This is a genomic window from Mesorhizobium sp. M1142 (genome assembly GCF_040318565.1).
Taxonomy (GTDB): Bacteria; Pseudomonadota; Alphaproteobacteria; order Rhizobiales; family Rhizobiaceae; genus Mesorhizobium.
In genome coordinates this window covers 97,503-119,276 of sequence record NZ_JAMYMK010000018.1, presented here as the reverse complement: position 1 = coordinate 119,276, position 21,774 = coordinate 97,503, and the positions used below count along the sequence as shown (strand labels likewise).

Here is a 21,774-nt window from a genome sequence, read left to right as displayed (position 1 = left end):
ATGGATTTCTTCAACGCCATCGTACAGGTCCTGGACTCGACCATCCGCCTTTCGGTCCCCTTGCTGCTCGCCTGCCTCGCCGGCCTCTATTCGGAGCGGGCCGGCGTCTTCGACATCGGGCTCGAGGGCAAGATGCTTGTCGGCGCCTTCGCCGGTGCGGCCGCCGCCTCGGTCTTCCACTCGGCCTATCTCGGCCTCGGCATGGCCATCCTCATCTCGGTTGCCTTCGCGCTGATCCACGGCTTTGCCTCGATCACCCATCGCGGCAACCAGATCGTTTCCGGCGTCGCGATCAATTTCATTGCCGCCGGATCGACGATCATGCTCGGCCAGGCCTGGTTCCAGCAAGGCGGGCGCACGCCGGCGCTGGCTGCCGGCGAGCGCTTCGAAGCAATCATCTGGCCGGGCGCGGATGCGCTCAGGGGCGTTCCGATTCTCGGGCCGATCTATTCGGAACTCATCTCCGGCCACTCCGTGCTGGTCTATCTCGCCTTCCTGGCCGTGCCGTTCACCTGGTGGGTGCTGTTTCGCACCCGCTTTGGGCTCCGCCTGCGCGCTGTCGGCGAGAACCCGGCTGCGGTCGACACCGCCGGCATCTCGGTCGCCTGGCTGCGCTACCGGGCGCTGATTTGCACCGGCGTGCTCACCGGCATTGCCGGCGCCTATCTGTCGATGGTGCAGAATGGCGGCTTCGTGAAGGACATGACCGCCGGCAAGGGCTACATCGCGCTGGCCGCGCTGATCTTCGCCAAATGGAAACCGGTCAACGCCATGTTCGCCTGCCTGCTGTTCGGCTTCCTCGACGCCGCGTCGATCCGCCTGCAAGGCACGCCGCTGCCGCTGATCGGCAAGGTGCCGGTGCAATTCATGCAGGCGCTGCCCTATGTGCTGACCGTCATCCTGCTTGCCGGCTTCATCGGCAAGGCAATCCCGCCGCGCGCCGGCGGCGTGCCTTATGTCAAGGAACGCTGATCTATCATGACTCATGATCTGTTCGAAGCGGCGAAAGCCGCCATGGCCAAGGCCTATGCGCCCTATTCGAAATTTCCGGTCGGCGCGGCGTTGCGCACCGAGGACGGGCGTGTCTTCACCGGCGCCAATGTCGAGATCGCGTCCTATCCTGAGGGCTGGTGCGCCGAAACCACCGCGCTCGGCCACTACGTCATGGGCGGCGGCGGCAAGATCACGGAAATCGCCGTGATCGCCGAACGCGTGGCAAAATGCTCGCCCTGCGGCGGCTGCCGGCAGCGGCTGGCCGAATTCTGCCGGCCGGAAACGAAGTTCTATCTCTGCGATGACAGCGGCGTGGTCGAGACCGTGACCATGGGCGAGTTGTTGCCATACGGGTTTGAAGGCGATGTGCTGAAATGAAGGAAGCGCTCGATCACCTCGTCGAAAGGCTGGATGGGCTGGCGCCGACCACGGCCTTGGTGCTGGGGTCAGGGCTTGGCGGGCTCGTCGACCAGGTCGAGGATGCGGTGCGCATCTCCTACGCCGACTTGCCGGGGTTTCCCCGAAGCGGTGTCAGCGGCCATGCCGGCGAGGTGGTGGCGGGGCTCTTTGCCGGCACGCCGGTGCTGATGCTGTCCGGCCGCGCACACTATTACGAGCACGGCAACGCAGCGGCGATGCGGCCGGCGTTGGAAGTGCTCGCCGGCATCGGCATCTCCCGGCTGATCCTCACCAACGCCGCCGGTTCGGTCGATCCCGGGATGGGGCCGGGCTCGGTAATGCTGATCACCGACCACATCAATTTCTCGGGGTCCAACCCGCTGATCGGCGAACCGAGCGACCGCCGTTTCGTCGGCCTGACCGAAGCCTATGACGCCGATCTCCGCTCCGCCATCGAGCGGGCGGCGAAGGCGACCGGTACCATGCTGCACAAGGGCGTCTATATGTGGTTCTCCGGCCCATGCTTCGAGACGCCCGCCGAGATCCGCATGGCGCGCGTCATGGGCGCCAACGCGGTCGGCATGTCGACGGTGCCGGAGGTCATTCTCGCGCGCTTCCTCGGGCTGCGCGTCGCCGCCTGTTCGGTCGTGACCAACCTTGCCGCTGGCATGACCGGAGCCGAGCTGTCGCACCAGGAGACCAAGGACATGGCGCCGGTCGGCGGTGCGCGGCTGGCGACCATCCTGCAGCGTGTTTTTCAGGACGGGCTTCCGGAGCACAGGGTCGACGCCTGATGCTTCCCCAGGAAATCATCCGCCGCAAGCGCGACGGGCAGAAGCTCTCGGCTGAGGAGATCGCGTTCTTCATCGAGGGCTTGGCCGCCGGCACCGTTACCGACGCACAGGTCGGTGCCCTCGCCATGGCAGTATTCTTCAACGGCATGAGCCGCGACGAGGCGGTGGCGCTGACTATGGCGATGCGCGATTCCGGCGATGTGCTCGACTGGTCGGATCTGCCCGGCCCGGTCACCGACAAGCATTCGACGGGCGGCGTCGGCGACAATGTCTCCTTGATGCTGGCGCCGATCGTCGCTGCCTGCGGCGCCTATGTGCCGATGATTTCCGGCAGGGGTCTGGGCCATACCGGCGGCACGCTGGACAAAATGGATGCCATCCCCGGCTATATCAGCCAGCCGGATGTTGCGCGCTTCCGCAAGACCGTGCTTGAAACCGGCTGCGCCATCATCGGCCAGACCGCAGACCTCGCACCCGCCGACGCCAGGCTCTACGCGATCCGCGATGTGACGGGAACGGTCGAATCCGTGCCGCTGATCACCGCCTCGATCCTGTCGAAGAAGCTGGCGGCCGGCCTTGGTTCGCTGGTGCTCGACGTCAAGGTCGGCAACGGCGCCTTCATGGAGAAATCGCGCGACGCAACCGCGCTGGCCAACAGCCTGGTCGAGGTCGCCAATGGCGCCGGCCTGAAGGCATCGGCGCTGGTCACCGGCATGAACGAGCCGCTGGCCTCCGCCGCCGGCAATGCGGTCGAGATGCGCAACGCCGTCGATTTTCTCACCGGCCGCTTTCGCGACCGGCGGCTGGAGGACTTGACGCTGGCGCTGGCCGCCGAGATGCTGCAATCGGCAGGCCTGGTGTCGTCCAACCAGGACGGCCTGCGCCGCGCCGCCGAGACGCTGGCCGGCGGCCGCGCCGCTTCCATCTTCGCGCGCATGGTGGCGGCACTGGGTGGTCCCGCCGACTTTGTCGACAATCCGGAAAAATATCTGCCGAAAGCGGCAACGGAATTCGCGGTCAAGGCGAGCGCGAACGGCTTTGTCTCCGGCATCGCGACGCGCGAGATCGGGCTTGCCGTGGTCGGGCTTGGCGGCGGGCGGACGCGGCCCGACGACAGGATCGATCACGCCGTCGGCATCACCAGGCTGTTGCCGGTCGGCGCCGAAGTGCGGGCCGGCGAAGCGCTGGCACTAGTCCATGCCCGAAATACCGGGGATGCCGAAGCGGCCGCGGCCGTCGTGCTTTCGGCCTATACGATCGGCCCTTCCAGACCGGCCACGGAGAAAACCGTCATCCGGCGGATCCTGCCGCGCGGATAGAGCCCATTCCGATGGTATCGAATGGGCTCTATCTTTCTTGGACCATGATCTTGTCCGACGACCGGTCCCCTTTTCGCTGGCGTGGACCTGCGGTTCGGGATCACTGCCTACTGAACCAGCAGCAGCGTGCCGTCTTCGACCTGGTATTTTTCGAGCCGCTGCAGAAAGCTCATGCCGATCAGGTTGGTGTGCAGCGCCCTGTCGTCGAGCACGACGGCCTCGACGCCCTCGACGGTGATCCTGCCGATCTGCAGCCGATCAATCGTCACCACGGCGGCCTTGATCGCACCGTTGGCGGTGTTGACCTGATGGCTGAAGTCCGTCGGATTGAGCGAGATGCCGATCCTGCGCGCGGTCGAACTGTTGATGGCGACGAGCGTCGCGCCGGTATCGATCATGCCGTCGATCTGTCGGCCGTTCAACTTGAAGACCGACATGAAATGCCCGCGCGCGTCCGCGGTGACGACGACCTTGCGGCCGAGCGGCTGCGGCGTCGCCGGCCTGTCCCGAACGGCGGCGAGATTCAGGTCGGTTTGGGTGTCGGCCGGCCTGGCCCCGATGGCGGATTTCAACAGCCGCTCGATTACCTGTGAATTGGACTGATATACGATCGGCAGCGATGCCGACGTTCCGGCAAACACGCCAAGGATGAGAAGCTTGCGCAGCATGGACCGGCCTTTGTGGTTGCCGATCCTTAGTCCGACATGGTGTTTGCCGCTTTAACGAATGCGGAAACCAGCCGTTTGCGTAAACAGTCGGTAAACGGATCTATTTGGTGCCGTACATGCGGTCGCCGGCATCGCCAAGGCCGGGCATGATGTAGCCCTTCTCGTTGAGCTGGCGGTCGATGGAAGCGGTGAAGACGGGAACATCGGGATGCGCGTGGGTGAACCGCTCAAGGCCCTCTGGTGCCGCCAACAAGCAGAGGAAGCGGATGTTGGTGGCACCGCGGCCTTTCAGCTTGTCGATCGCCGCGATCGCCGAATTGGCGGTCGCCAGCATCGGGTCGACGACGATCACCAGCCGGTCGGCGAGGTCGCCCGGCGCCTTGAAGAAATACTCGACCGCTTCCAGCGTCTCATGGTCGCGGTAGAGGCCGATATGGGCGACACGCGCCGCCGGCACCAGATCGAGCAGGCCTTCGAGCAAGCCGTTGCCGGCGCGCAACACCGAGGCGAAAACCAGTTTCTTGCCCTCCAGCGTCGGCGCCTCCATCGTCTCGATCGGCGTCTCGATCGTCGTCGTCGTCAGTTCCAGGTTGCGGGTGACCTCGTAGCCGAGCAGCAGCGAGATCTCGCGCAGCAGCCGCCGGAAGCCGGCCGTCGAAGTCTCTTTCTTGCGCATGATGGTCAGCTTGTGCTGGACAAGCGGATGGTCGACGACGGTGACGCCCTTCATGGTGTTCTCCAACTGCGCAAGTGAATGGTGAATGGTGAATAGTGAATAGTGAACTGGTTTGCGAGTCCTTGGTGCGCGGCAAAGCCCGCAGTTGACGGACCGAAGCGCCGGGTGAGCCATTCACCATTCACCTGCCCTTGGCGCCGAGCCTGCCCAGCAGCGCCGCCCTGGTCTTCCTGTCGACGAAGGCTGCCTCGATGGCCGTCCTGGTGACGGCGGTGAGCGCCTTGTCGTCCATCGCAAAATGCTCGGCGGCGATGTCGTATTCGCGTTTCAGCGAGGTCCAGAAATAGGGCGGGTCATCTGAGTTGAGCGTCACCTTGCAGCCCGCCGCCTTCAAGGCGGGAAAGGGATGGTCGGCGAAACTGTCAAAGATTTTCAGCGCGATGTTGGAGCCGGGGCAGCATTCGAGCACGACGCCTTCGTCGGCGATGCGCCGCACGAGATCGGGGTTCTCGATGGCGCGCACGCCATGGCCGATGCGAGACGGGCGGATGTGGTCGAGTGCCGCCTCGACGCTCTCCCAGCCCATCAATTCGCCGGCATGCACGGTGATGCCGAGGCCGGCCTCGCGGGCGATCTCGAAGGCCCTGACATAATCTTCCAGATCACCTATCCGCTCGTCGCCGGCGACGCCGAAACCGGTGACCAGCGGATGCCCACACCGGGCGGCGAAACGTGCCGCCCGTTCGATCGATTCGACACCGAAATTGCGCACGCCGGTGACGATCATGCGGCCTTCGATGCCGGTCTTCGCCTTGGCGCGGGCCATGCCTTCGCCGAGCGCGTCGGTATAGGCCTTCGGCGACAGCCCAGCCTTGCTTGCATGGTCGGGCGAGGTGAAAACCTCGGAATAGATGGCGCCGTCGCGGGCGAGGCTGGTCAGGTAGTGATCGGCCAGCCGCGCATAGTCTTCTTCGGTGCGGAACAGGTCCGACGAGAAGTCGTAGGCGGCGAGGAAAGAGGTGAAGTCGTGCCACACGAAGGAGCCGTCCTGGATGTAGGGCGAGGCATCCTTGCCGTATTTCTCAGCCTGGCGGAGGACGAGTTCAGGCGCCGCTGCCCCTTCGATGTGGCAGTGCAGTTCTGCTTTCAAAGGCATTCAATTATCCCGTCAGGCTTTTTTTCTTATGACGCAAGTTCCTGTCGGAACCGTGTGACACTTTTCCGGAACCTGCTTCGAAGCGCGGCCGAACACCGCGCCTTAAACAATAGCGCCCGCACCATCGATCGGCTATGGTCCCGCCGATTTTATGGCGGATCAAAACGATGTCGGTTGAAAGAACCACTGCTGCGGGCGGCATGGAAACCTCCTATGGTTTCAAGCGGGTAGGACCAGGCGACAAGCAGTCCCTGGTCAATGATGTTTTCCACAAGGTGGCGAACCGCTACGACCTGATGAACGACCTGATGTCGGCGGGGTTGCATCGGTTGTGGAAGGACGCCTTGGTCGCCTGGCTCAATCCACCGAAGCGGCCGGGCTGGAGCGTTCTCGACGTTGCCGGCGGCACCGGCGATGTCGCCTTCCGCATCGTCGAGGCGAGCGGCAGGCACGCTCATGCAACGGTTCTCGACATCAACGGCTCGATGCTCGCGGTCGGCCGCGACCGGGCCGAGAAAAAGGGCCTGTCGGCAAATACCGATTTCGTCGAAGCCAATGCCGAGGAACTGCCTTTTGCCGACGCTACTTTCGACGCCTACACCATCGCTTTCGGCATCCGCAACGTGCCGCGCATCGATGTGGCGCTCGCCGAAGCCTATCGCGTGCTGAAGCCCGGCGGGCGCTTTCTCTGCCTTGAATTCTCCGAGGTCGAGATGCCGCTGCTCGACAAAGTCTACGAAGCATGGTCGTTCAACGCCATCCCGCGGATCGGCAAGATGGTGACCGGCGATGGCGAGCCATATTCCTATCTGGTCGAATCGATCCGCAAATTTCCCAATCAGCAGAATTTCGCGACGATGATTTCGCGCGCGGGCTTCGAGCGCGTCTCATTCCGCAACTACTCCGGCGGCATCGCCGCGCTCCACTCGGGCTGGAAGCTTTGAAGCTGGCCCGTATCCTTCGTACTCAATGTGCTCTTCGCCGGTCTAGGAAATCGGCGGGGCAAAGCCAGCCATGAGCAGCATCGGCGCTGGTTTCAGGCTCGTGCGGGCCGGCTGGGTGCTGGTCCGCGAGGGTGTCATCGCGGCTTTGCCCGGTGACGAGCTCTTCGGCTTGCCGAAATTCGGCTGGCGCATGGCCCGGCTGTTCACCCGCCGTCACGCGCTTGCCTATGAGCGTGGCGACAGGCTGGCCAAGGCGGTCGTGCGGCTCGGCCCGTCTTACGTCAAGCTCGGCCAGTTCCTGGCGACACGGCCGGATGTCGTCGGAAACGATATCGCGCTTGATCTTGCCATGCTGCAGGACAAGATGCAGACGTTTCCGAAGGCCGAGGCTGTCGCCGCGATAGAGGCCTCGCTCGGACGCAGGGTCGACGAGCTCTATGTCAGTTTTGGCGAGGCCGTGGCCGCCGCCTCGATCGCCCAGGTCCATACCGCCGAAATCCTGCAGAACGGCGTCGTTACCCGGGTGGCGGTGAAGGTCATCCGGCCGGGCGTGCGCCGCCGCTTCTTTCGCGATCTCGAGAGCTATTTTCTCGCCGCCCGGCTGCAGGAAAAATACATCCCGTCGTCGCGCCGGCTGCGGCCGGTCGAGGTGACCGAGACACTGGCCCAGACGACCAAAATCGAAATGGACCTGAGGCTGGAGGCGGCGGCTTTTTCGGAGCTTGGCGAGAATACCAAGGACGATCCCGGCTTCCGTGTGCCGTCGGTCGACTGGGAGCGCACCGGTCGTGACGTGCTGACCATGGAATGGGTCGACGGCATCAAGATGAACGACATTGCCGGCCTAGCCGCCGCCGGCCACGACCTGAAGGCGATTGCCGCCAACCTCGTTCAGTCGTTTCTGCGCCATACGCTGCGTGACGGTTTCTTCCACGCCGACATGCACCCGGGCAACCTGTTTATCGAAGCCGACGGCACCATCGTCGCCGTCGATCTCGGCATTGCCGGCCGGCTCGGCAGGAAGGAGCGCCGGTTCCTCGCCGAAATCCTCTACGGCTTCATTACGCGCGATTACCAGCGCGTCGCCGAAGTGCATTTCGAGGCCGGCTACGTGCCGCGCCAGCACAATGTTGCGGCTTTCGCCCAGGCGATCCGGGCGATCGGCGAACCGATCCACGGCCAGCCGGCCGAGACCATCTCGATGGCCAAGCTGTTGACGCTGCTGTTCGAGGTGACCGACCTGTTCGACATGGCGACGCGATCCGAACTGGTGCTGCTGCAGAAGACCATGGTCGTTGTCGAAGGCGTCGCCCGCACCCTCGACCCGGCCTTCAACATGTGGAAGACGTCGGAGCCGGTGGTCAGCGGCTGGATTGCCCGCAATCTCGGCCCGCGCGCGCTGCTGGCCGATGCGCGCGACGGTGCCAGCGCGCTGCTGGCGCTGGCGCGTCAGGCGCCGGACCTCGCTGCCCGTACCGAGCGGCTGTCGCGTGAGATCGACCTGATGGCCGAAAACGGCCTGCGCTTCGACGAGGGGACGGCGGACGCGATCGGCAAAGCCGAGGCGCGCCACACCCGCTCCGGCCGGCTGGCGCTGTGGGTGATCGCGCTGACGCTGGTGTATATCGCCTGGAAGCTGCTCTGATTGCAATGACAGCAGTGCTGTCATTGCAATCACGCCGCTTGTCGCTTATGTAACGGCGAGGAGCTACGCTATGAGCACTATCACAATCCGTAATCTTGATGACGAAGTGAAGCAGGTGCTGCGCGAACGCGCTGCCGCGCGCGGCGTTTCGATGGAGCAGGAAGCGCGGGATGCCTTGCGCAAAGTGACGATCCCCGAGAGCAAGCTCCAGAACGGGGAGTGGCGGCTGAAAGCGTCACGTGACGAGATCTTGGCGCTCGGACGGAAATCAGAACACCCCATTGACCTCAAAGCGCTTACTGATCACATGTGGGATGAGGGACTTCTGTGACCGTTGCAGTTGATACGTCTGCGTTAATCGCAATCATCGGCGCAGAGCCGGATGCGGCTGCATTCGTCGATGTTTTCGGCACCTCATCTGCTGTACTGATAAGCACTGCAACACTTCTGGAGGCACATTGTGTGGCGAACCGGTCCAGCGGTGGCATCAACCCCGCCGAACTTCAGGTGCTCATCGACCGCCTCGAACTGACGGTCGTTCCTTTTGATCTGGCTCAGCTCGAGGTCGCACGACTTGCCTACTCTCGGTACGGTCGCGGATCCCGCCATCGTGCTGACCTCAACATGGGCGACTGTTTCGCCTATGCCCTGGCCAAGACCCGAAACCTGCCGCTACTTTTCAAGGGTGACGATTTCATCCATACCGACATCGAATCGGCGCTGAAGCCGGCATGACATTGGACAAGAACTGGCCTCGGGCATGACCCTCTCCGGCAAGCGCATCCTGCTCATCATCGGCGGAGGCATTGCTGCCTACAAGGCGCTCGACCTGATCCGTCGGCTGCGCGAGCGCGGTGCGGCAGTGCGGGTGGTGATGACCGCCGCGGCGCAGGAATTCGTCACCACGCTGTCGGCCGGGGCGCTGTCCGCCGACCATGTTTTCACCGAACTGTTCGACCGGCAGGACGAGCACGATATCGGCCATATCAGGCTGTCGCGCGAGGCCGACCTTGTGGTCGTGGCGCCGGCCACCGCCGACCTGATGGCAAAGCTCGCCAATGGCCATGCCAACGACCTTGCCTCGACCGTGCTCATCGCCACCGACAAGCGAGTTTTGATGGCGCCGGCGATGAACCCGAAAATGTGGGCGCATCCGGCGGTCCGCCGCAACCGTGCGGCGCTGAGCAAGGACGGCGTCGCATTCGTCGGCCCGGCGAAGGGCGAGATGGCCGAGAGCAACGAGGTGGGCGAGGGCCGCATGGCCGAGCCGCTGGAGATCGTCGCCGCGATCGAGGCGCTGCTCGACGGCCGGCCAAAGCCGCTGGCAGGCAGGAAGATCATTGTCACCTCCGGGCCGACGCATGAGCCGATCGACCCGGTCCGCTACATCGCCAACCGGTCGTCGGGCAAGCAGGGCCACGCCATTGCGGCGGCGCTGGCCAGGCTCGGCGCCGATGTGCGTCTCGTCTCCGGTCCGGTTGGCATTGCCGATCCGGCCGGCGTCGCCACGCTGCATGTCGAAACGGCCGTCGAGATGAAGGACGCTGTCGAGCAGCTGCTGCCGGCCGACGCGGCAGTGTTCGTCGCGGCTGTCGCCGACTGGCGCACTCAAAGTTCGGCCGGGGAAAAGATCAAGAAGGTGGCGGGCGAGGGGCCGCCGGCGCTGCAGATGGTGGAAAATCCCGATATTCTTGCCGGTGTCGGGCATCACAAAAAGCGGCCGATGCTGGTGGTCGGTTTCGCTGCGGAGACGCAGGATCTGGTCAGGAATGCCGAGGCCAAGCTTGCAAAAAAGGGGGCCGATCTTATCGTCGCCAATGATGTCTCGCATGAAGATGGTGCTCCGGGCGTGATGGGCGGCGACCGCAACAAGGTGCGGATCGTCTCAAAGGCCGGCGTCGAGGAATGGCCGGAGATGAGCAAGGATGAGGTGGCGACGCGGCTCGCGGCACTGATCGCCGAGCGGCTGAAGACGGTCGTCGTCTAAAGCGCGTCGCGTTCGACCGGCCTCATGTGACGCGCTTTAGGTTCTTGTTTTGATGCATGTCGTTACCGCAAAACCGCTGCACACCTTTGCGCGACATGCATTGGTCAATCTTCCCTGCGAAGGGGGAGATCGGCAGCTTCGCTGGCGGCGCCCCCGAAATCCGCAAGGCGGCAAGGCATCCCAGGATCCCGAGCGGGATAAACGCCAGGAACAGCCAGGCAGCGACGTTTGCCGCGGCCTCGCGGTTCAGGCCCTCTGAAAAGCCGCTGGCGTTGGCTACGATGCCGGTCAATGCCGCACCCACCGCATAGCCGATGCGCTGCATGGTCGGCACCGCGGCCGAGGCGATCGTCTGCTCGCCTTCCTTGGCCGATACCACGATGACACGCGTGACGAACGGCCAGGCTATGCCGAAGCCGCCGCCTTGCAACAAAGCACAAAACAGGATCAGCGGGATCGAGCCGGCCGGCACCGTATAGGCGAAACCGGCGACGCCCGTGGCGACCATCAGCGCCCCGCCGACGATGATCAGCCGCTCGCGCTCCGGTGGCGCATTGGCGACGAGGATCGACAGGATCGACCAGGCGATCGATTCGGCGGCGATGATGTAGCCGGTGGTCAGGATCGGAATGCCGTGAAGGCTGGTCAGAAGCAGTGGTCCGTAGACCGCGAACGAGCAGGTCGCCACCGAAAACGCCGCGACCATGGTCATGCCCGCGCCGACCGACGGGAACAGGCGCGAGCGCGGCTTCAGTGCGTCGATATAGATAAACAGCGCCAGGCCGATCAGGCCGAGGGTGAGCAGCAGCGACGAGCGCAGCAGGGCGATGTCGACGCCGGCAGTGGCAATCAGCACGACGCTGCCGGCGAGGCAGCCAAGTGCCGCAAAGGGGAAGGGCGGCGCCGAGCCGCCCGTCGCCTGCGGCCTCGTTGCTTCAGGCGTATCGAGCACGAGGAAGCTTGCCAGCGCCATGGCCGTGCCTCCCAGGGTGAAGACGCCGAAGGCCCAGCGCCAGGACGAGAATTCGGTCATGACCGCGCCGAGCACCGGCCCGCTGAAAGCGGCGACACCCCAGATCGCCGACATGACGCCGAAAAGCTGCGGCCAGATCGCGCGGGCAAACAGCCGCTCGACCGAGACGAAGGCCAGCGACACCAGCGCGCCGCCACCGAGCCCTTCGATCAGGCGGCCGCAGAGGAACAGCGGCATCGAAGGCGCGGTGGCGCAGACCAGCGCGCCGGCGGCATAGAGCATTGCGGCGACCATCATGTTGGTACGCAGCGCGACATAGCTCACCAGCCGTCCGGCGGCCGCACCGGCAACGATGGCGCCGAGCTCGTAGATCGCCAGCGACCAGCCGACCAGTTGCACGCCGGCAAGTTCGCCGACCATGGCCGGCATGACCGTTGCTACCATGGTTTCGTTGGTGGCGTGCAGCAGAATGCCGAGGCTGATGAAGCAGAAGCGCGCCAGATCGCCGCTCGCCCACAGCGCGCGCCAATCGACCCCGTTTGTGCTTGTTTTGGTCATCCAGTCCCCCAGGCTTTCTCAGACGCTGGTCTAAAGTATTGGAGCGTTCTTCACGTCCAAATGAGTACATGCCGCAGTATGGGAGGACTTCTAGAACCTCAACCGGAGTTGAGATCAAGCGGTTTTGATCGCCGTTGACGTGGCGGATTTCAAATTGCGCGATGGGGGACGATCACGAGGCGTTGAGATTCTGGTCAGACCGAAGACAAGCAATATTGGATCGCCGCAATCTTCGGTCACGGTAACGGCATGAACACAGTTGCCATGCCGTGATCTTCGAGCGCCGCAACTTTGAACATCAGGGCGGCCCATCCTCTGCGGAGTGGGCCTGCCGGAATCTATGAACCTTCGGCAGCTATTCGCAGGCCGACACCTACGCTCCCCGCCGCTCGGGAGCCATGCCGCGCCGCTATTTGAACGAATGGATCAGGTCCAGCGAGGTGACGGCGACCGCCAGGTTGACGCCCGTCTGTGCCTGGACACTGAGCGGCTGCAGCGAAAAGGCGCTGTCGAGGCCGCCGACCAGGAGATTGGCGCCGCCACCGGTGACCACGCTGGCCTCGGCGTTCACGCCATAGTAGCTGCCGGCAAGGTCGCCTTCATCGTGATTGCGGGTCGCCGCCAGAACCGCCCATACCAGCTGGCCCTGATGCGTCCGGCCGACATCGACGCCGAGCTTGGAAATCACCCCGGTATAGACTTCGGAGGGGCCGCCACGATGTGGACGAAAGACACAGGAAACACCCTTGTTGGAGGTGACGAGATAGGCCGTGCCGCCGTCGATGGTGCAGTCGAGCACGCCGAGCTGGAGCTTGCTGGCGCTGGCGGGAGCGGCAACGACGGTCGTCGCGAAAGCGGCGGCACAAGCGAGTTTCTTGATCATGGCAGGGTCCTTTCGAAATTGCCTTGTACAAACGGCTGAGCACGCCGAGCGTTCCGCCGACAACTTGGCGCCAGCAAGGCAAGGGTAAACGCAGGGTTGTCGGGGCGCGGAAAGGGCCGCCCGATTAACCGGCCGCTCAGCCGGTGCTGGTGCGGGCCAGGCCGTCCTTGGCCGGCTGGTAGGTCGGATTGAGGTGCACGGCCTCGCGGTATGATTTCGCGGCCCTGACCTTGTCGCCGCGCCGCTCGTAGATCAGCGCCTGGTTGGACCACGCCTCGGCGTTCTTACCGTCGAGCTTGATGGCCATATTGAAGTCGGCGAAGGCATTGTCCTCGTCGTTCATGGCCAGGTAGGAGAGGCCGCGTCCATTGTAGGGCTCGGAGGCCTCCGGCGCCAGCGAAATGGCGGTCGAGAAATCCTCGATGGCAAAGGCGTGCTGGCCCTGGCTCTGGTAGATCAGGCCGCGATTGTGATAGGCGCGCGCGTCGGTCGTGTCGAGCTGGATGGCCTTCTGGAAATCGTTGAAGGCTTCCTGCACCCGGCCCGCCCTGCGGTAGAGATTGCCGCGGCCGATATAGGCGGCGTCATAGTTGGGATTGATCTGGATCGAGCGGTTGTAGTCGGCAAGCGCGCTCGCCTGGTCGCCGAGGAAGCGCTGGATGAGCGCGCGGTTCGAATAGGCCTGGTAAAAATTCGGATTGAGCTGGATGGCGGTGTTGAAGTCCTTCAGCGCCGCCTGGTACTGGCCGCCGCGGCCATAGGCCGAGCCGCGCACATTGTAGGCTTCCGGATCCTGGGGGTTGCGCTGGATCACCGCCGACAGCGAGGAGATGTTCTCGCTCGAGGCTTGCGCCTTGTCGATGTTGTTGAACTCGCCGGTCGGAACGCTCTGGCAGCTGGCAAGCGCCATCCCGGAAAGCAGGGCTGCCGTCAGGGCGAGGCCGCGCCACGCGGTTCTGCGCTCTACGGTAATTGCGTCCATGTCTGCCCTGTCCTTACTGCGCCGTCTGGTCCGTTCCCCCTCCGAACCGGCATCTCTCCCAACCGGTCCTTTCGAACCGGGTCTACATCACAACAAAAAGGTGGCGGCGATTCCGCATCGCGCCACCCTGGATATCCTTGGAAAAGGACGAAAAATTGGCGTCAGAACCGCGGCGGACGCGGGGCACCGGCACCGGCAGCACCGGCCGCGACCGGACGCGGCGTCATCGGCAGCAGGCCTTCGCGCTGGGCACGCTTGCGGGCCAGCTTGCGGGCACGGCGCACGGCTTCCGCCTTTTCACGGGCGCGCTTCTCGGAGGGCTTCTCGTAATGTCCGCGCATCTTCATTTCGCGGAAGATGCCTTCGCGCTGCATCTTTTTCTTGAGCGCGCGAAGCGCCTGATCAACATTGTTGTCGCGGACGAGTACCTGCACGGGCAATCCTGTCTTTCGGGTTTGAAATCAATAGGCAAGCGGCCATAGCCACAAGCCTCCGCGGCGCGTTACACCACGAATTGGGGCGGCTGATAGCAGAATCAAGGCGCTCTGTCCACTGCCGATTGAGAGGCGGTGCCGACCTCGAAACGAAAAAACCCGCCTCAGCGGCGGGTCGTTGGTGTGAATCAGCACCATATTGAGATTAGTAGCATAGCTGCCGGCACAAAGCAAGAACAAAATTCGCCGTGGGCCAGATAGGCGTCGCTACACCGTGGCCAGGTGGAGCTGCTCGAAACCTTCGAAGAACTCGCCGTAGTCGCAGGTTATCTCCTCGCCGGCGGCGATGTCGCGGGTCGCAGTGGCCCCGCCATATTGCGAAAAGTCGGTGTTCGGCTTGTCGGCGTGGTTCATGAAACGGCCATTGTCGACCTCATAGACCATGAAGCCCGGCCGGTCCGGACTGGGATAGGCATATCTGTCGAGCAATTCCTTGAGGTGCGGCGGCGCCGTCTCGTATCTTTCCACCGGGATCAGCCGGTCGAAGTCCGGATCGAGCCGCCAGATCTGCGCCCCTTTCCGGATCGGCTCGGCGGCGAACACACCGACGCCTTCGATTGCGCTTGCAGCGATATAGGTCCTGATCAGCAGCATGTTTCCAACCCGTTTTCGAGGAGAAGACGGAATCGTCAAATCGCCGGGAAAAGCAAGACCGGTTTTCAGGCATTGCGGCTTGCGGGCCTAGGCCGACCGCGAAACGCTTCACGTGCGGGTGATCGAGACGCCGCCGTCGGCGAACAACGCCGTGCCGGTGGTGAAGCTCGATGCATCGGAAGCCAGATAGAGCGCCGAGCGGGCGATCTCGTCAGGCTCGGCGACGCGCTTCAAGGCATGCAGGTTTTCGACGAAGGCTCGCGATTCAGGTGTCTTGAACGTTGCCGAGGGCGTGTCGGTGCCGCCCGGCAGCAGCGCGTTGACCCGCACGCCCCTAGCGCCATATTCGGCGGCCAGCACCTGCGTCAATCCGATCAGTCCGGCCTTGCTCGCGGCATAGCTGGTCATGCCGGGCATGCCGACCGTGTGGCCGACAAAGGTGGAGGTGAAGATCAGCGATCCGCCGCCGCGGTCGACCATCGCCGGCACCTGATATTTTGCGCCGAGAAAGGCGCTGGTCAGGTTGGTGTCGAGCGTCTAGCGCCAGCCCTCCAGCGACAGCTCCGAAACCGGCCCGGTCTTGCCGACCGAACCGGCATTGTTGAAGGCGATGTCCAGCCCGCCGAATTTCTCGACCGCCAGGTCGACCAGGGCCTTCGCGTAGGCTTCGTCGCGGACATCGCCGGCAAGGGCGATGGCGGTGCCGTCGGCGTCTTCGATTTCGGCAACGAGCGCGTCAAGCTCCGCCTTGCGGCGGGCAGCGACGACCACCTTGGCGCCTTCCTCCGCAAACAGCTTGGCCGTGGCGCGGCCTATGCCGGAACTGGCGCCAGTGACGATGGCGATCTTGTTGGCAAGTGCGAGCATTTTTTTTTGCATCCTTTTTTCGCGCCGGCATTTTGCCGGCAATTGGATGCTTGGTCGCAAATGGGGTTGGTCGGAGCCACCCGATACGTGCAAGGTGCTTCAGATGTGGTTTGATCGCTCCATCACGTCGCATGCCTCTTTTTCATCACGGCGCAAAACGGCAAGCGCCGTCGCAAACAGTGCAAGGCTGGCAGCGCCGTTTCGCTAGTGATACAAGCTCGCGCGCCGGGGTTGGCTGATCTGCCCGGCCGTCATTTGCGAGGCCTGCGACGTTGAAGAAATACTCGGTATTCGCCATCGCCCGCGAGGCCATGCGCGGCCACAAGGGTTGGGAGGAACAGTGGTCCTCGCCGGAGCCGAAGAAGGAGTACGACGTCATCATCGTCGGCGCCGGCGGCCACGGCCTGGCCACCGCCTATTATCTCGCCACCGTGCACGGCATCACCAACGTCGCGGTATTGGAAAAAGGCTGGCTCGGCGGCGGCAATACCGGCCGCAACACCACCATTATCCGCTCGAACTATCTCTACGACGAGAGCGCCGGAATCTACGATCACGCGCTGAAGCTGTGGGACGGGCTCAGCCAGGAGCTCAACTACAACGTCATGTATTCGCCGCGCGGCGTCATGATGCTGGCCCATAACATCCACGACATCCAGGTGCTGCAGCGCCACGTCCATGCCAACCGGCTGAACGGCATCGACAACGAATGGCTGACGCCGGAGCAGGCCAAGGAATTCTGCCCGCCGCTCAACATTTCGCGCAATGCGCGCTATCCGGTGATGGGCGCCTCCCTGCAGCGCCGCGGCGGCACGGCGCGTCACGATGCGGTCGCCTGGGGCTATGCGCGCGGCGCCTCGGCGCGCGGCGTCCACATCATCCAGAATTGCGAGGTCACCGGCGTCAAACGGGCGCCGAACGGCGCGGTCACGGGCGTCGAGACGACGCGCGGCTTCATCGGCGCCAGGAAGATCGGCGTGGTCGCCGCCGGCCACTCCTCGGTGATCATGAACATGGCCGGCGTGCGTATGCCGCTGGAAAGCTATCCGCTGCAGGCGCTGGTGTCGGAGCCGGTCAAGCCGGTGGTGCCCTGCGTAGTCATGTCGAACACGGTGCATGCCTATATCTCGCAGTCCGACAAGGGCGAACTGGTCATCGGCGCCGGCACCGACCAGTATGTCTCCTATTCGCAGACCGGCGGGCTGCACATTTTGCAACATACGCTCGATGCGATCTGCGAGATGTTCCCGATCTTCACCCGTATGAAGATGCTGCGCTCATGGGGCGGCATCGTCGACGTGACGCCGGACCGTTCGCCGATCCTGGCCAAGACGCCAGTGCCCGGCCTCTATGTCAATTGCGGTTGGGGCACGGGCGGTTTCAAGGCGACGCCGGGTTCGGGCCATGTCTTTGCCCATACCATCGCCAGGGACGATCCGCACCCGATCAACGCGCCCTTCACCATCGAGCGCTTCCGCACCGGCCGCCTCATCGACGAGGCGGCGGCGGCAGCGGTGGCGCACTGATGATGACCGAGATGGCCGTCGCCATGCCGCTGATGCTCGCCGGCGAGCAAGGCCTGTTCCATTTTCCGTCGCCGGACGAGGTGCGCACGCAGCCGATCAGCCGCGCCGAAAACGAGACCGAATGGCCGTTTTCCGTCGACGACGGCATTCTGGCCTGCGTCTGGAGCGGCGGACAAAGGGTCGTCTCGTTTCTTGAAGGCCGGCCGGCGGATCTGGACGACGACGAGCCGTTCGAACCGCGCGTCGTCATCGTCACGGTCGATCCGGTCCTGCTGACGATCGGCAACATGGCCAACCGCGACCTCTTCAGCCCTGCGGCAAGCATCGAGGAGCGCATCCGGCTCGTCGCGCCCTTCGTGACCTTGGGCCAGAGGCTTTGCGACCAACCGGCCGGCGCCCGCCTCGGCCACGGCGAATTGTAGGACCAACCATGCTTCTCATCCGCTGCCCCTATTGCGAGGAAGAGCGTCCGGAGCTCGAGTTCCGCAACGCCGGCGAGGCGCATATTGCGCGTTCCCCTAATGTCGCCGGCGAGAGCGACGACGATTTCGAAAAGTTCTTCTTCATCCGCTCAAATCCCAAAGGCATCATCTATGAGCGCTGGCGGCACATGCATGGCTGCGCGCGGTTCTTCAACGCCGTGCGCGACACCGTCAGCGACAGGTTCCTGATGACCTACAAGGCCGGCGAGCCGAAGCCCGTAAAGCTGCCGGGAGCCGCAAAATGAGCGCGACATTCCGCATTGCCGGCGCCGGACGGCTCAAACAGGCAAAGATAGCTGGCTTCAGCTTCGATGGCCGTCCCTATACCGGTATCGAGGGCGACACGCTGGCCTCGGCGCTGCTTGCCAATGGCGTCCATCTTGTCGGCCGGTCGTTCAAGTACCACCGGCCGCGCGGCTTTCTGTCGGCCGGCGCCGAAGAGCCGAACGCGCTGGTCGAGATCAAACGCGACGCGGCACGCAAGACGCCGAACGTCCGAGCTACGGTGCAAGAGCTCTATGACGGGCTGACCGCACAGTCACAGAACCGCTGGCCGTCGCTCGCCTTCGACGTCGGCGCCGTCAGCAGTATCGCCTCGCCGATGCTTTCGGCCGGCTTCTACTACAAGACCTTCATGTGGCCGAAGACTGCATGGAAAAACCTCTACGAACCCAAGATTAGGGCCGCCGCCGGCCTTGGCGTCGCTCCCGACCAGCCGGACCCCGACCATTATTCGGCGCGCTTCGCCCACTGCGAGGTGCTGGTGCTGGGCGGCGGTGCCGCGGGTATCGCCGCGGCATTGGCCGCGGCTGAAACCGGGGCGCGTGTCATCCTTGCCGACGAGCAGGCGGAATTCGGCGGCAGCCTTCATTTCGAGAGCGGCGCCAGGATCGATGGCCAGGATGGTTTTGCCTGGGCGCAGTCCGCCGTCGCCAAGTTGAAGTCGATGGACAATGTCCGCGTGCTGCCGCGCACCACGGCGTTCGGCTATTACGCGCAGAATTTCGTCGGGCTGGTCGAGCGCGTCAGCGACCATCTGCAGAACCCCGGCCGCGACCTGCCGCGCGAGCGGCTGTGGCAGGTTCGCGCCAAACGCGTGGTGCTGGCGACCGGCGCCATCGAGCGGCACATGGTGTTTGCCGACAACGACCGCCCCGGCATCATGCTGGCGTCGGCGGCGCGCACCTATCTCAATCATTACGGCGTCGCCGTCGGCAGGAATGTCGGCGTCTATACGGCAAACGATTCCGCCTACGCGGCGGCGATCGACCTGAAGAAGGCCGGCATCAACGTGGCGGCGATCGTCGACCTGCGCGACAATCCGACCGGACCGGTGATCGACGAGGCAAGGGCGCTCGGCATCGAGGTCAATTTCGGCCGCGCGGTGATCCGGGCCGGCGGCAAATTGCGGGTGTCGTCGATGACCGTGCAGCCGAAGAATGGCGGCGGCGAACGCACCATTCCGGTCGACGCGATCCTGATGTCGGCGGGCTGGACGCCGTCGGTGCATCTGTTCTCGCAATCGCGCGGCAAGGTCGCCTTCAACGACGAGACCAAGCGCTTTGTGCCCGGAATTTATGCGCAGGACTGCGTCTCGGTCGGCGCCTGCAACGGCACCGACGGGCTGTCGGCGACCATCGACGAAGCTTACGCCGCCGGCGCCAAGGCGGCCAAAGACGCCGGCGGCAGGCCGGCCAAGGGCACCAAGCCGAAGGTCGACGCCGGCGAAAGCTGGTCGCGCGGCATGCTGGGTGCAGCACCCGGTGCCGGCGCCGACACGACGGTGAAGGCGTTCGTCGACTTCCAGAACGACGTCACCGCCAAGGACATCCGCCAGGCAGTGCATGAGGGCATGCGCTCGATCGAGCACGTCAAGCGCTTCACCACCAATGGCATGGCGACCGACCAGGGCAAGACGTCCAACATGCACGGCCTGGCGATTGCCGCCGAGACGTTGGGCAAGCCGATCCCGCAGGTCGGGCTGACGACGTTCCGCGCGCCCTATACGCCGGTAACATTCGGCTCGATCGTCGGGCACGCGCGGGGTCCCCTGTTCGACCCGACCCGCAAGACGGCGATCCATCCCTGGCCCGAGCGCCAGGGCGCTGTATTCGAGGATGTCGGTCAGTGGAAGCGCGCCTGGTATTTCCCGAAGCCGGGCGAGGACATACATGCCGCCGTCGACCGTGAATGCGTCACGGTGCGCAAGACGGCCGGCCTGTTCGACGCCTCGACGCTGGGCAAGATCGAGGTGGTCGGGCCGGATGCGGCCAAATTCATGGAACTGCTCTACACCAATCCATGGGAAAAGCTCGAGCCCGGCCGCTGCCGTTACGGCATCATGCTGCGCGAGGACGGCTTCATCTATGACGACGGTGTCGTCGGCAGGCTTGCACCCGACCGTTTCCATGTGACGACGACGACCGGCGGCGCCCCGCGCGTCATGAACCATATGGAAGACTATCTCCAGACCGAGTTTCCGCATCTCAACGTCTGGCTGACCTCGATCACCGAGCAATGGGCGGTGATTGCCGTGCAGGGACCGAAGTCTCGCGACATCATTGCGCCGCTGGTCGAGGGCATCGACGTGTCGGATGAGGCGCTGCCGCATATGTCGGTGCGCGAAGGCCGGATCTGCGGCGTGCCGACCAGGCTGTTTCGCATGTCGTTCAGCGGTGAGCGCGGCTTCGAGGTCAACGTGCCGGCCGACTACGGCGAAGCGGTCTGGGAAGCGTTGTGGGCCGAGGGCCAGAAGCATAGCGCCTGTGCCTATGGCACAGAGTCTATGCATGTGCTGCGCGCCGAAAAGGGCTACATCATCGTCGGCCAGGATACCGACGGCACGGTGACGCCGAACGACGCCGGGCTCGACTGGGCGGTCGGCAAGAAGAAGACCGACTTCGTCGGCATTCGCGGCATGGCGCGGCCGGATCTGGTCGCCAAGGGCCGCAAGCAGCTTGTCGGCCTGAAGACCAGGGATCCCAAGGTGGTGCTGGAGGAGGGCGCGCAGATCGTCGCGGACCCGAAGCAGGCAATCCCGATGAAGATGATTGGCCATGTCACGTCGAGCTATTGGTCGCAAAATTGCGGCCGCTCGATCGCGCTGGGGCTGGTCGCCGGCGGCCGCGATCGCACGGGCGAGACGCTCTATGTGCCGATGCCGAACGGGGTGATCGAGGTGGAGGTCACCGGCATGGTGTTCTTCGATGAGAAGGGGGAGCGCCTCAATGGCTAAGGCCGCCGTGAAAACCAACGCCGCCGGACCCTCAGTCGAGCGCCGTCCGGCTCTCGCCGGCCAGTCGCTTTCCGCCGCCGGCGTTACACTTGCCGTGCTGCCGCCGGCCGAGCGCATATCGTTGCGCGCGCCGGAAGCCTCGATTGCGGCACTTTCGAAAGCGCTCGGTGTCGTCCTGCCGCAAAGGCCGAAAACCTCGGCGGCAAAGGCCGGACGCACGGCCTTGTGGCTCGGGCCGGACGAATGGCTGGTTATCGACGAGAACGGAAAAGATCCGCTCCCCGACTGCGCCAGCATTTCCGTACTGCATTCGGCGGTCGGCATCTCGCACCGCAACGTCGCCATATCGGTTACCGGTCCGGCTGCCGCGGCAACGATCAATGCCGGCTGCCCGCAGGATCTGTCGCTCGACGCCTTTCCGGTCGGGGCGGCGTCGCGTAGCATTCTCGGCAAGGTGGAAATTGTGCTGTTGCGCACGGCGGCCGACGCGTTCCGCGTCGAATGCTGGCGTTCCTTTTCCGATTATGTCTTTACTTTTCTGTCGGAGGCAACGCGCGACGCGGCAGCATAGGCATGTTCGCCGCGCCCGACCGTTCTGC

At 64.3% G+C, this 21,774-nt stretch carries 22 protein-coding genes and 1 pseudogene; 14 read left to right on the top strand and 9 right to left on the bottom strand.

From position 1 onward, the window contains the following. The 4 genes from NKH42_RS24980 to deoA are packed head-to-tail and all read left to right on the top strand — an operon-like array spanning position 1 to position 3,505. Complete coding sequence (locus NKH42_RS24980; RefSeq protein WP_352509889.1) at positions 1 to 972, top strand: ABC transporter permease; 972 nt, start codon at positions 1 to 3, stop codon at positions 970 to 972. A 6-nt stretch (positions 973 to 978) separates the two neighbouring features. Continuing rightward, positions 979 to 1,371, top strand: a complete 393-nt coding sequence (gene cdd / locus NKH42_RS24975; protein ID WP_352509888.1) for a cytidine deaminase — start codon at positions 979 to 981, stop codon at positions 1,369 to 1,371. After that, positions 1,368 to 2,186 carry a purine-nucleoside phosphorylase gene (locus NKH42_RS24970; RefSeq protein WP_352509887.1) on the top strand — a complete coding sequence of 273 codons (819 nt, stop codon included), beginning with the start codon at positions 1,368 to 1,370 and terminating at the stop codon, positions 2,184 to 2,186. Before cdd ends, NKH42_RS24970 begins: the two co-directional genes overlap by 4 nt. After that, positions 2,186 to 3,505, top strand: coding sequence for a thymidine phosphorylase (gene deoA, locus NKH42_RS24965; protein WP_352687985.1), 1,320 nt, complete (start codon positions 2,186 to 2,188; stop codon positions 3,503 to 3,505). Before NKH42_RS24970 ends, deoA begins: the two co-directional genes overlap by 1 nt. Positions 3,506 to 3,612: 107 nt before the next feature. Here deoA and NKH42_RS24960 read toward each other — a convergent pair whose 3' ends face one another. From NKH42_RS24960 to NKH42_RS24950, 3 genes are all read right to left on the bottom strand, one after another. Then, positions 3,613 to 4,173: a TIGR02281 family clan AA aspartic protease gene (locus tag NKH42_RS24960; RefSeq protein ID WP_352506393.1), complete on the bottom strand. Its 561-nt coding sequence runs from the start codon at positions 4,171 to 4,173 to the stop codon at positions 3,613 to 3,615. A 100-nt stretch (positions 4,174 to 4,273) separates the two neighbouring features. Further along, positions 4,274 to 4,903: a uracil phosphoribosyltransferase gene (gene upp / locus NKH42_RS24955; RefSeq protein ID WP_254816867.1), complete on the bottom strand. Its 630-nt coding sequence runs from the start codon at positions 4,901 to 4,903 to the stop codon at positions 4,274 to 4,276. Positions 4,904 to 5,030: 127 nt separating this feature from the next. Next, positions 5,031 to 6,005 (bottom strand): adenosine deaminase, encoded by a 975-nt coding sequence (locus tag NKH42_RS24950; protein WP_254816868.1) that lies wholly within the window; start codon positions 6,003 to 6,005, stop codon positions 5,031 to 5,033. A gap of 167 nt (positions 6,006 to 6,172) precedes the next feature. On the opposite strand from NKH42_RS24950, the gene ubiE reads away from it, so the two are divergent. The 5 genes from ubiE (at position 6,173) to coaBC (ending at position 10,581) form a co-directional block, all read left to right on the top strand. Continuing rightward, positions 6,173 to 6,949: a bifunctional demethylmenaquinone methyltransferase/2-methoxy-6-polyprenyl-1,4-benzoquinol methylase UbiE gene (gene ubiE / locus NKH42_RS24945; RefSeq protein WP_352506392.1), complete on the top strand. Its 777-nt coding sequence runs from the start codon at positions 6,173 to 6,175 to the stop codon at positions 6,947 to 6,949. Between the two features lie 70 nt (positions 6,950 to 7,019). Further along, positions 7,020 to 8,594 carry a 2-polyprenylphenol 6-hydroxylase gene (gene ubiB / locus NKH42_RS24940; RefSeq protein WP_352506391.1) on the top strand — a complete coding sequence of 525 codons (1,575 nt, stop codon included), beginning with the start codon at positions 7,020 to 7,022 and terminating at the stop codon, positions 8,592 to 8,594. Between the two features lie 70 nt (positions 8,595 to 8,664). Continuing rightward, on the top strand, positions 8,665 to 8,925 hold the full coding sequence (locus NKH42_RS24935; RefSeq protein ID WP_254816871.1) for a FitA-like ribbon-helix-helix domain-containing protein: 261 nt from the start codon (positions 8,665 to 8,667) through the stop codon (positions 8,923 to 8,925). Continuing rightward, positions 8,922 to 9,329 carry a type II toxin-antitoxin system VapC family toxin gene (locus tag NKH42_RS24930; protein WP_352506389.1) on the top strand — a complete coding sequence of 136 codons (408 nt, stop codon included), beginning with the start codon at positions 8,922 to 8,924 and terminating at the stop codon, positions 9,327 to 9,329. Before NKH42_RS24935 ends, NKH42_RS24930 begins: the two co-directional genes overlap by 4 nt. A 25-nt stretch (positions 9,330 to 9,354) precedes the next feature. After that, a complete protein-coding gene (gene coaBC / locus NKH42_RS24925) occupies positions 9,355 to 10,581 on the top strand; it encodes a bifunctional phosphopantothenoylcysteine decarboxylase/phosphopantothenate--cysteine ligase CoaBC (protein ID WP_254816873.1) in 1,227 nt (408 codons plus the stop codon). 22 nt (positions 10,582 to 10,603) lie between these two features. Here the strand turns inward: coaBC and NKH42_RS24920 are convergent, their stop codons facing one another. From NKH42_RS24920 to NKH42_RS24895, 6 genes and pseudogenes are all read right to left on the bottom strand, one after another. After that, positions 10,604 to 12,112, bottom strand: coding sequence for an MFS transporter (locus NKH42_RS24920; protein WP_352752573.1), 1,509 nt, complete (start codon positions 12,110 to 12,112; stop codon positions 10,604 to 10,606). A gap of 409 nt (positions 12,113 to 12,521) precedes the next feature. Then, on the bottom strand, positions 12,522 to 12,995 hold the full coding sequence (locus NKH42_RS24915; RefSeq protein WP_352506387.1) for a DUF992 domain-containing protein: 474 nt from the start codon (positions 12,993 to 12,995) through the stop codon (positions 12,522 to 12,524). A 136-nt stretch (positions 12,996 to 13,131) separates the two neighbouring features. After that, positions 13,132 to 13,977, bottom strand: a complete 846-nt coding sequence (locus NKH42_RS24910) for a tetratricopeptide repeat protein (protein WP_352974616.1) — start codon at positions 13,975 to 13,977, stop codon at positions 13,132 to 13,134. A gap of 161 nt (positions 13,978 to 14,138) precedes the next feature. Beyond that, complete coding sequence (gene rpsU / locus NKH42_RS24905; protein WP_023675331.1) at positions 14,139 to 14,411, bottom strand: 30S ribosomal protein S21; 273 nt, start codon at positions 14,409 to 14,411, stop codon at positions 14,139 to 14,141. A 267-nt stretch (positions 14,412 to 14,678) separates the two neighbouring features. Beyond that, entirely contained in the window at positions 14,679 to 15,065 is a 387-nt protein-coding gene (locus NKH42_RS24900) for an SET domain-containing protein (RefSeq protein ID WP_352506386.1), read from the bottom strand. A gap of 108 nt (positions 15,066 to 15,173) precedes the next feature. After that, positions 15,174 to 15,932, bottom strand: a pseudogene (locus NKH42_RS24895) (SDR family oxidoreductase). Positions 15,933 to 16,204: 272 nt separating this feature from the next. On the opposite strand from NKH42_RS24895, the gene NKH42_RS24890 reads away from it, so the two are divergent. The 5 genes from NKH42_RS24890 to NKH42_RS24870 are packed head-to-tail and all read left to right on the top strand — an operon-like array spanning position 16,205 to position 21,746. Continuing rightward, entirely contained in the window at positions 16,205 to 17,458 is a 1,254-nt protein-coding gene (locus NKH42_RS24890) for a sarcosine oxidase subunit beta (RefSeq protein ID WP_352506384.1), read from the top strand. Continuing rightward, on the top strand, positions 17,458 to 17,880 hold the full coding sequence (locus tag NKH42_RS24885; protein ID WP_352506383.1) for a hypothetical protein: 423 nt from the start codon (positions 17,458 to 17,460) through the stop codon (positions 17,878 to 17,880). Before NKH42_RS24890 ends, NKH42_RS24885 begins: the two co-directional genes overlap by 1 nt. A gap of 8 nt (positions 17,881 to 17,888) precedes the next feature. Beyond that, a complete protein-coding gene (locus NKH42_RS24880) occupies positions 17,889 to 18,185 on the top strand; it encodes a sarcosine oxidase subunit delta (RefSeq protein WP_352737020.1) in 297 nt (98 codons plus the stop codon). Beyond that, entirely contained in the window at positions 18,182 to 21,175 is a 2,994-nt protein-coding gene (locus NKH42_RS24875) for a sarcosine oxidase subunit alpha (RefSeq protein WP_352752572.1), read from the top strand. The genes NKH42_RS24880 and NKH42_RS24875 overlap by 4 nt, the downstream gene beginning before the upstream one ends. Continuing rightward, positions 21,168 to 21,746 carry a sarcosine oxidase subunit gamma gene (locus tag NKH42_RS24870; protein WP_352752571.1) on the top strand — a complete coding sequence of 193 codons (579 nt, stop codon included), beginning with the start codon at positions 21,168 to 21,170 and terminating at the stop codon, positions 21,744 to 21,746. Before NKH42_RS24875 ends, NKH42_RS24870 begins: the two co-directional genes overlap by 8 nt. The last annotated feature ends 28 nt before the right edge of the window (positions 21,747 to 21,774 follow it).